Source organism: Immundisolibacter sp., from assembly GCF_028696615.1.
Taxonomy (GTDB): domain Bacteria; phylum Pseudomonadota; class Gammaproteobacteria; order Immundisolibacterales; family Immundisolibacteraceae; genus Immundisolibacter.
The window spans coordinates 1-8,566 of the sequence record NZ_JAQVGQ010000110.1 but is presented as its reverse complement, the minus strand read 5'-3'; the positions used below and the strand labels follow the sequence as shown (position 1 = coordinate 8,566).

The window sequence follows — 8,566 nt, the reverse complement described above, 5'->3', positions numbered from 1 at the left end:
GGTGATCCTGTCGAGGCGCGGCGCTGGACGCGCGACGCGCTGCGCATCGGCCTGGTCGGACTCGGACTGCTCGGCGCGCCCATGCTGCTGGCGCCGGACCTGATTCTGGGGGTGTTCCTGCACAACCCGGACACGGTGGCGCTGGCGCGCTGGCCGATGCGCATTGCCGGTTTGGCGGTGGTGCTCGAGGGCGTCAAGCGCGTCTACATGCAGGTGCTGATGAGCGCCGGTGAGGGCCGGCGGGTGATGCGCGTCAGCGTGCTGACGCAGTGGTTCCTGTTCACGCCGGCGGCGTATCTGGTCGGCCCGGTGGCGGGCCTTGGCCTGCTCGGCATCTGGATCGCGCAGGAGGTTTATCGGCTCACGCAGCTTGGCGTATTCCGGCACCAGTGGCGGCAGGGCCGCTGGGTGCATATCCGCCTGTAGCCGGCGCCACACCCGCGCCCGAACGTCCGTTATCCTCGCCACGCCGGCGACACCTGCGTCGGCCGCGGTGCCGGCGCGGTTCCATTGCAGCGCTGGAGTTGCCTGCCGACCATCCCCAACCATCCCCAGGAGCACACGCCCATGACCTTGAACAGCGCACTCGAGCAATGTGAACCGGTCGCCGGCAAGTGGCGGGTGCTGATCGATCGCAACCGCTGCGAGGGCAAGGAAAAATGCGCGCAGGTGTGCCCGGAGGGCGTGTTCAGCATCCGCCGCCTCACGGACGAGGAATTCGAGACCCACGTGAAGGGCTTTCTGCCACGTCTGAAGGTGCGCGTGCACGGCCGCCGGCAGGCGTTTGCCGACCACGAGCAGGACTGCCGGCACTGCCTGCGCTGCGTGGCGGCCTGCCCGGAGGACGCCATCCAGGTCGTCGCGCGCTGAAACGGCCGGGGCATCGATCATGCCGTTGACCGGCATCCGCGTGCTCGATCTGGGCAGCCTGGTGGCGGCGCCGCTCGGCGCCACGCTGCTCGGCGACATGGGCGCCGACGTGATCAAGATCGAGCCGCCCGGCGGCGAGGAAGGCCGCCGCGTCGGCCCGCGCCGCGGCGACGACAGCGGCCTCTATCTAGGCGTCAACCGCAACAAGCGCGGCATGGTGCTCGATCTCGCCACCCCGGACGGGCAGGACGTGCTGCGCCGGCTGGTGGCGACCGCGGACGTGGTGATCCACAACGTGCGCAGCCCGGCGCGCGAGAAGCTTGGTCTCGACTACGCCGCGCTCGCTGCCGTGCGACCGGATACCATCCTGGTCACGGTCAGCACCTACGGCGATCACGGCCCCTACGCCGGGCGGCCGGGCATCGACCCGTCCGCGCAGGCGCTGGCCGGCCTCATGGCCGCCACCGGCGAGCCGGACGGCCCGGCACTGAAGGCTGGCGCGGCGGTGGCGGACGTGACCGCCGCCACGCTGGTGGCCTACACGGCCATGCTGGCGCTGTGGGCGCGCGCCCGCGACGGTTGGGGCCAGGCGGCCGAGGTGGCGCTGATCGACGGCGTGGTGCATCTGCAGGGCGTGCAGCTCGGCGAGTACCTGCTGACCGGGCAGCCGCCACCGCGGGTCGGCAACCGCAGCCCGTTCTACGCGCCGTACAACAGTTACCGCTGCGCCGACGGCGGCGAGGTGCACCTGGCCGCCTTCAATGACAAGTTCTACCGCAACCTGTGCCGGGCTCTGGACGCCCCGGAACTGGCCACGGACCCGCGTTTTGCGAGCGCCGCCGATCGCATGACACACCGCGACGCGCTGGACGCCGAAATCGCCGCCCGCTGTGCCCGCCATCCGCGCGCCGATCTGATGGCGCGCCTGGCCGGCGCCGACGTGGTGGCGGCGCCGGTCAACGACTACCCGGCCGTGGTGGCCGACCCGCAGCTGCGACACAACGGCCTGTTCGTGCCGGTCGAGCACGGCGCGCACGGTCCGCTCATGGTGCCGGGCATTCCGCTGCATCTTGGCCGCACGCCGGGGAAAGTGCGCCGCCCGCCGCCCCGGCTCGGGGAACACACGGCGCAAATCCTGGCGCAGATCGGTCACCGCCCGCCGGAATGATCATGGCCCGCCGGTGGCCGGAGAACACCGACGGTCGTCGCGTGCCCGCGTCTTGAAAATGCCGTCTCGGGGTTTGTGAAGAATTGCGCGTCCTGCGCATTTCCTGCGTCGCCCGTCCGCTGCACGCCCGGACGCGCTCACGCGAATCGAGCGCGATTCGCGTCCGGCCATCCCTGGCCGACCGACGACCTTGAAAAATTCACAAGCGCTCAGGCCGGGCTTCGCTTGCGCCCGGCGCCGAGCAGCGCCGTGACCTCGTCGTCCTCGACCTGCCCGAAATCGCGATAGAACTGCCCCACGGCATAGAAGTCGTCCGGCACCAGCACGCTCACCACCTCGTCGGCGTATGCCTTGAGCCGCCGCACGGCATCCGGCGGCGCCACGCCCACCGCCACCACCAACCGGGCCGGCTTTCTGGCGCGCACGGCCTGCAGCGCCGCGATGAGCGTGGAGCCGGTGGCCACGCCATCGTCGACCACTACCACCACCCGGCCGGCCGGATCGATGCGCGGCGCGCCGTATTGCGCCCGCCGCTCGGTCATGACGGCGAGCTGGTGCGCCGTCTCTGCGGCGAGGTAGGCGGGGTCAATCCGGCCCGCCACGTCGGGGTTCAGGGTCACGTGACCGGCCTCGTCGACCGCGCCTATGGCGTATTCGGGGTTGCCGGGGGCTCCCAGCTTGCGCACCAGCACGACGTCGAGATCACCATCCAGGGCCTCGGCAAGGATGGCACCCATCGGCACCGCCCCACGCGGCACCGCCAAAATCAACGGATGTTGGCCGCGCAGGTGGGCAAGGCGACTGGCCAGCTGACGGGCGGCATCCTGTCGGTCCTGGAACATGGAACGCATCCGCGGGGTGGCGTGAGCGCCATCATGCGAGCCCGGCTACAGCCGGGCGATGACTTCGCTCAAGATTTTCTCGCCAGCCTCTGGACCGCGCACGTCGAGGCCTTCGGCGACGATCTCGCTATAACGGCAGTCGATGAACTCGCACAACCAGCGCAGGTAGGCGGTCTGGAAATTCACCTGCGGCAGATCGGCATAGACGTTGCCGCGGGTGGTGACCAGCGTCAGCGGCTTGCCGGCACACAGGCCGTGCGAGCCCTGTTCGGTGTAACGGAACAGCAGCCCCGGCTGTACCACCACGTCCAGGTAGTGCTTGACCGGGTACGGCAGGCTGAAATTCCACATCGGCGCGGCGATCGCCACCTCGTCGGCGGCCAGAAACTCCTCGGCCCAGGGCGTGATCGCCTCCCAGGCCCGCTGCTGGGTCGGCGCCAGATGCGATCCGGCCGCCACCGCCCCCTTGGCCAGCGCCACCGGCCCGTCGACCGGCGGCAACTCCGTGTGCACCAAGTCGACTTCGTCCACCGCCAGCGCCGGCTCGCCGGCCCGGCGCTTGGCCAGCCAGGCATCGAGCAGGCGCCGGGTACGCGACAGCGGCCCCTTGGGCAGGAAAGACACCACCAGCAACCGCGCCATGGCGTTACTCCTTCGGCACGGTCAGGGCCAAAAACAGCGGGTTGCCGCGCCGCTGCACCAGCAGCGGCACCGGACGCCCGGCCGGCAGCTTGTCGACCAGCGTCTTGAAGTGTTCGACGTTCTTGACCTCGCTGTCGCCGATGCGCAGGATCACGTCACCGCGCGCGAGACCGGCCCGCGCCGCCGGACCGTCGCCCACCGCCACCACCAGCACACCGCCCTTGGGCACGTCGAGCTGCTCGCGCTGCGCCGGGTCGAGGTCCACCACCGCCAGCTTGAGCCGGCCACCCTTCGCCTTGGCCGCCGGCTGGTCGCCCGCATCGGCGGTCTGGTCGGTGTCCGGCAGCTTACCGATCACCACCTCGATGTCGCGCTCCTTGCCGTCGCGCAGCACGCGCAGGGTGGCCTTTTTGCCCACGTCGGAATTGCCGACCAGCGGCGGCAGCTCGCCGGCATTGGCCAGCGCCTGGCCGTCGAAGCTCAGGATCACGTCGCCGGCCTTCAGGCCCGCCTTGGCGGCCGGGCTGCCGTCTGCCACGTCGGCCACCAGCGCGCCGCGCGCCTTGTCCATGCCGAACGACTGCGCCAGCTCGGGCGTCACCGGCTGCACCGTCACGCCAAGATAACCATGCGCGGCGTGGCCGGTTTTCTGAATCTGGTCCGCGGCGCGCATCGCCACCTTGATCGGAATGGCGAACGACAGCCCCATGTAACCACCGGAGCGACTGTAAATCTGCGAGTTGATGCCGATCACCTCGCCTTTGGCGTTGAACAGCGGCCCGCCGGAGTTGCCGGGATTGACCGCCGCGTCGGTCTGGATGAACGGCACGTAGGCATCGCTCGGCAGGGTACGGCCGACCGCACTGACGATGCCGGCGGTGGCGGTGTGTTCGAGCCCGAACGGCGAGCCGATGGCGAGCACCCACTCGCCCACCTCGAGCCGGTCCGAGTCGCCGATCTTGACCACCGGCAGGCCCTTGGCCTTGATGCTCAGCACCGCCACGTCGGTGCGCTCGTCGAGCCCCACCAGCTCGGCCGGCTCTTCGCGCTGGTCGGACAGCTTGACCAGAATCTCGTCGGCGTCCTTGACCACGTGCGCGTTGGTCAGGACCGTGCCGTCGGCGGAAATGATGAACCCCGAGCCCAGCGAGCGCGCCTGCTGCTGCCCACCCGGCGGCGGCCCGAAGAAGCGGCGGAAGAACTCGTTCATCGGGTCATTGGGGTCGAGCGGAAAGCCCGGATACATGCCCCGATCGCGCAGCTTCTGGGTGGTGGAGATGTTGACCACCGCCGGCCCCGCCTCCTTGACCAAGCGGGTGAACTCCGGCACCTCGGCCTGGGCGCTGCCCAGCCACGGCAGCGACAGGACCAGCACTGCAAACAACGCGCGTAGGGCGGTCATGAGGGCTCCTTGTTGTTGAAATCGGCACGCCGCGATTGCGGGTGCTCGGGCATGAGACTGGCAACGTGGCGGCCGAGTTCCGCGCCCCGCCGGGTGGCATTGTCAGGCACCCCCGGGCGGCAGGTCGCCCAGCAGGGCCAGCAAAGCGGCTTCGTCCAGGGTCGGAATGCCGAGCTCGGCCGCCTTGTCGGCCTTGCTACCGGGATTGTCGCCCACCGCCACGAACGAGGTCTTCTTCGACACGCTGCCACTGACCTTGGCGCCCAGGCGCTGCAGGGCGGCGGTCAGCTCCTCGCGCGGACGCGAGAAGGTGCCGGTGATGACGATCGTCTTGCCGGCCAGCGGCCGCGCGCCGGTGCGCGCCTCGACCGGCGACCAGCGCACGCCGGCTGCGAGCAGGCGCCCGATCACCTCGCGGTTGTGCGGCTGGTCGAAAAAATTGCGGATGCTCTGCGCCACCACCGGCCCCACGTCCGGCACCGCGGTGAGGGTATCGACGTCGGCCTGCATCAGCGGTTCGAGATCACCGAAATGCGCCGCCAGCGCCGCCGCCGTCGCCTCGCCGACGTGGCGTATGCCGAGCGCGTAGATGAAGCGCGCCAGCGTGGTGCGCTTGCTGGCCTCGATGGCGGCGATGAGCTTGGCGGCCGACTTCTCGCCCATGCGCTCGAGTCCGGCCAGCGTCGCCGCATCGAGCCGATACAGGTCTGACACGTCGCGCACCAGGCCGCGGTCGACCAGCTGCTCGATCAGCTTGTCGCCGAGCCCGTCGATGTCCATGGCGCGGCGGCTGGCGAAATGCGCCAACGTCGCCTTGCGCTGGGCCGGGCAGTACAGCCCGCCGCTGCAGCGCGCCACCGCCTCCCCTTCGAGGCGCACGATGGCCGAGCCGCACACCGGGCACCGCGTGGGCATCTCGAACGGCCGCGCCTCGGCAGGTCGCCGCTCGGGCACCACGCCGACGATTTCGGGAATCACGTCACCGGCGCGGCGCACCACCACGCTGTCGCCGATGCGTACGTCCTTGCGGCGCAGCTCGTCCTCGTTGTGCAGCGTGGCGTTGGTGACGGTGACGCCGCCCACGAACACCGGCTTCAGGCGCGCCACCGGCGTCACCGCGCCGGTGCGGCCGATCTGCACCTCGATGTTCTCGACCACGGTCACCGCCTCCTCGGCAGGAAACTTGTGCGCCAGCGCCCAGCGCGGCGCGCGCGACACGTAGCCCAGGCGCTCCTGCAGGTCGATGCGGTCCACCTTGTAGACCACGCCGTCGATGTCGTAGGGCAGTGTCGGCCGCCGGCGGCCGAGCTCGGCGTAGTACCGAAGACAGCCGTCGATGTCCGGCACCAGCCGGCGCAGGCCACACACCGGCAGGCCATAACCCTGCAGCATCGCCAGGCGCTCGCTGTGGCGCCCCGGCAGGTCGCCGTCGACGCGGCCGTGACCGTAGGCGTAGAACCGCAGCGGCCGGCCGGCGGTGATGCGTGGGTCGAGCTGGCGCAGGCTGCCGGCGGCGGCGTTGCGCGGGTTGGCGAATGGTTTCTCGCCGCGGGCCACCTGCTCGGCATTCAGGCGCGCGAAGCCATCGCGCGGCATGTACACCTCGCCGCGCACTTCCAGCAGCGGCGGCGGCTCGCCGCGAAGGCGCAGCGGGATGGCGGCGATGGTGCGCACGTTGGCTGTCACGTCCTCGCCGGTGCTGCCGTCGCCGCGCGTGGCGGCCTGCACCAACGCGCCGCCTTCGTACCTCAGGCTGATGGCGAGGCCATCGAACTTCGGCTCGCAGTGATAATCGACCGCCGCCTCGCCGCACAGCTCGCGCACGCGGCGGTCGAAATCGCGCACCTCGCCCTCGTCGAAGGCGTTGGCGAGCGACAGCATCGGCACCTCGTGCCGCACCGGCGCGAACGCCGCCGACGGCGCCCCGCCGACGCGCTGGCTGGGCGAGTCGGGCGTCACCAGCTCCGGGAACTGCGCCTCCAACGCCAGCAGCTCGCGCATCAGGCGGTCGTACTCGGCATCCGGGATGCTCGGCGCGTCGAGCACGTAGTAACGGTAATCGTGTTCGGCGATCTCGCGCCGCAGAGCGTCGATGCGGGCCTTGGCCTCGGCCTGGTCCATGGAAGGTTGTCCTTGTTTGGATGCCGAAAAATGCCGTCCGTGGAATTTTTCGGCTCGCTGCCGCGGTGTGCCGGGCGCACATGCTGCCACGGACACGGCGCCTGGATGCCGCTCAAACGCCTGCCAGCGCCACCGCTTCGTCCACGTCCACCGCCACCAGGCGCGACACGCCGGGCTCGGACATGGTGACGCCGGTGAGCTGGCCGGCCATCTGCATGGTGGTCTTGTTGTGGGTGATGACGATGAACTGCACCCGCGCCGACATCTCGCGCACCAGCGCGCAAAAACGCCCGACGTTGTGGTCGTCCAGCGGCGCGTCGACCTCGTCCAGCACGCAAAACGGCGCCGGGCTCAGCTCGAACAACGCGAACACCAGCGCAATCGCGGTCAGCGCCTTCTCGCCGCCGGACAGCAGATGGATCGAGCTGTTGCGCTTGCCGGGCGGGCGCGCCACGATGCCGATGCCGGTTTCGAGCAAGTCCTCGTCCAGCAGTTCGAGGCGCGCCTCGCCGCCGCCGAACAGGCGCGGAAAGCCGGCCATGAAGCCGGCGTTGGCACGCTCGAAGGTGTCCTTGAAGCGGCCGCGCGTCTCACGGTCCATGCGCCGGATGGCCTGCTCCATGGTGTCGAGCGCGCCAGCCAGATCGGCGTGCTGGGCGTCCAGGTAGGTCTTGCGCTCGGCCAGTTCCCGCTGCTCGTCGATGGCCGCGAGGTTGATGGCGCCCAGGCGCGCGATGCGCCGGGCCAGATCCTCGATGGTCCGCTCGAGCGCCGCCTCGTCGCTGTCCGCCGGCGCGTCGTCGATCAGGCGCTGCGGCTCGACGTCGAATTCCTGTGCCTGCTCGCCCAAGGCGGCGGCGCGCGCCTCGAGTTCGGTCAATTCCAGCCGGCGCGCTTCGGCCTGGCCGCGACGCTCGTGCAGCTGGCGCTCGGCCAGCAGCCGCGCCTGGTCGCACTCACGCAGTGTGGTGTCGGCCGCCGCCTGCGCATCACGGGCCGCGGCCAGCTGCGCTGCGGCCTGCTCGCGCGCTGCAAGTCGGGTTTGCAGGTCGCCCTGCAGCGCCTCGAGCGGCGCTGCGGCCGCCTCGAGCTCGGCCGCCAGCGTGGCCTCGCGCTCGGAAATGCCCTCGCGCTGCGCCTGCCAGCCGGCCAGGGTTTTCTCGAGCGTGGTGCTCTCGGTCTGCGCCGCCTGCAGGCGCATGCGCAGGCCCTGCAGGCGCTCGCGCAGCGCCTCCTGGGCGGCCCGGGCGGTGCGCACGGCGGCTTCCGCTTCGCGCCGCTCGAGCTCGCCGCGCTGTCGCTGGCCGCCGAGCTCGGCCTGCTCGGCGGCGGCCGCCGCGCGCGCCGCCTGGGCGGCGGCAAGTTCCGCGGCATCGCCCGCCGCCTGGCGATCGAGCTGCGCCAGCTCCTCGTCGATGGCCGCATGCCGCGCCTGCATGCGCTGGTGGTGCGCCTGCGCGGCGGCCAACCGCGCCTGCAGGTCGGACACCCGGCGCAGGGCGGCGGTGTGCCGCTGACGCG

General features: G+C 70.9%; 7 protein-coding genes and 1 pseudogene. 3 read left to right on the top strand and 5 right to left on the bottom strand.

Annotated features, from left to right (window positions below; genetic code table 11):
- The 3 genes from PHC73_RS08480 to PHC73_RS08470 all read left to right on the top strand — a co-directional run.
- Nucleotides 1-426: MATE family efflux transporter (locus PHC73_RS08480; protein ID WP_300126717.1), on the top strand; the 426-nt coding region annotated here is incomplete at its 5' end.
- Nucleotides 427-567: 141 nt separating this feature from the next.
- A complete protein-coding gene (locus PHC73_RS08475) occupies nucleotides 568-870 on the top strand; it encodes a 4Fe-4S dicluster domain-containing protein (protein ID WP_300126715.1) in 303 nt (100 codons plus the stop codon).
- Between the two features lie 19 nt (nucleotides 871-889).
- On the top strand, nucleotides 890-2,038 hold the full coding sequence (locus tag PHC73_RS08470; RefSeq protein ID WP_300126712.1) for a CoA transferase: 1,149 nt from the start codon (nucleotides 890-892) through the stop codon (nucleotides 2,036-2,038).
- 209 nt (nucleotides 2,039-2,247) lie between these two features.
- Here PHC73_RS08470 and PHC73_RS08465 read toward each other — a convergent pair whose 3' ends face one another.
- The 5 genes and pseudogenes from PHC73_RS08465 to PHC73_RS08445 all read right to left on the bottom strand — a co-directional run.
- The gene (locus tag PHC73_RS08465; protein ID WP_300126710.1) at nucleotides 2,248-2,880 is read right to left on the bottom strand and encodes a phosphoribosyltransferase; all 633 of its coding nucleotides are present in this window, start codon (nucleotides 2,878-2,880) and stop codon (nucleotides 2,248-2,250) included.
- 45 nt (nucleotides 2,881-2,925) lie between these two features.
- Nucleotides 2,926-3,522, bottom strand: a complete 597-nt coding sequence (locus tag PHC73_RS08460) for an NAD(P)H-dependent oxidoreductase (RefSeq protein ID WP_300126708.1) — start codon at nucleotides 3,520-3,522, stop codon at nucleotides 2,926-2,928.
- A 4-nt stretch (nucleotides 3,523-3,526) separates the two neighbouring features.
- On the bottom strand, nucleotides 3,527-4,924 hold the full coding sequence (locus PHC73_RS08455) for a DegQ family serine endoprotease (RefSeq protein WP_300126707.1): 1,398 nt from the start codon (nucleotides 4,922-4,924) through the stop codon (nucleotides 3,527-3,529).
- Nucleotides 4,925-5,026: 102 nt separating this feature from the next.
- Nucleotides 5,027-7,045: an NAD-dependent DNA ligase LigA gene (gene ligA / locus PHC73_RS08450; RefSeq protein WP_300126705.1), complete on the bottom strand. Its 2,019-nt coding sequence runs from the start codon at nucleotides 7,043-7,045 to the stop codon at nucleotides 5,027-5,029.
- 112 nt (nucleotides 7,046-7,157) lie between these two features.
- Nucleotides 7,158-8,566 (bottom strand): annotated as a pseudogene (locus PHC73_RS08445) (chromosome segregation protein SMC); the annotation flags it as partial.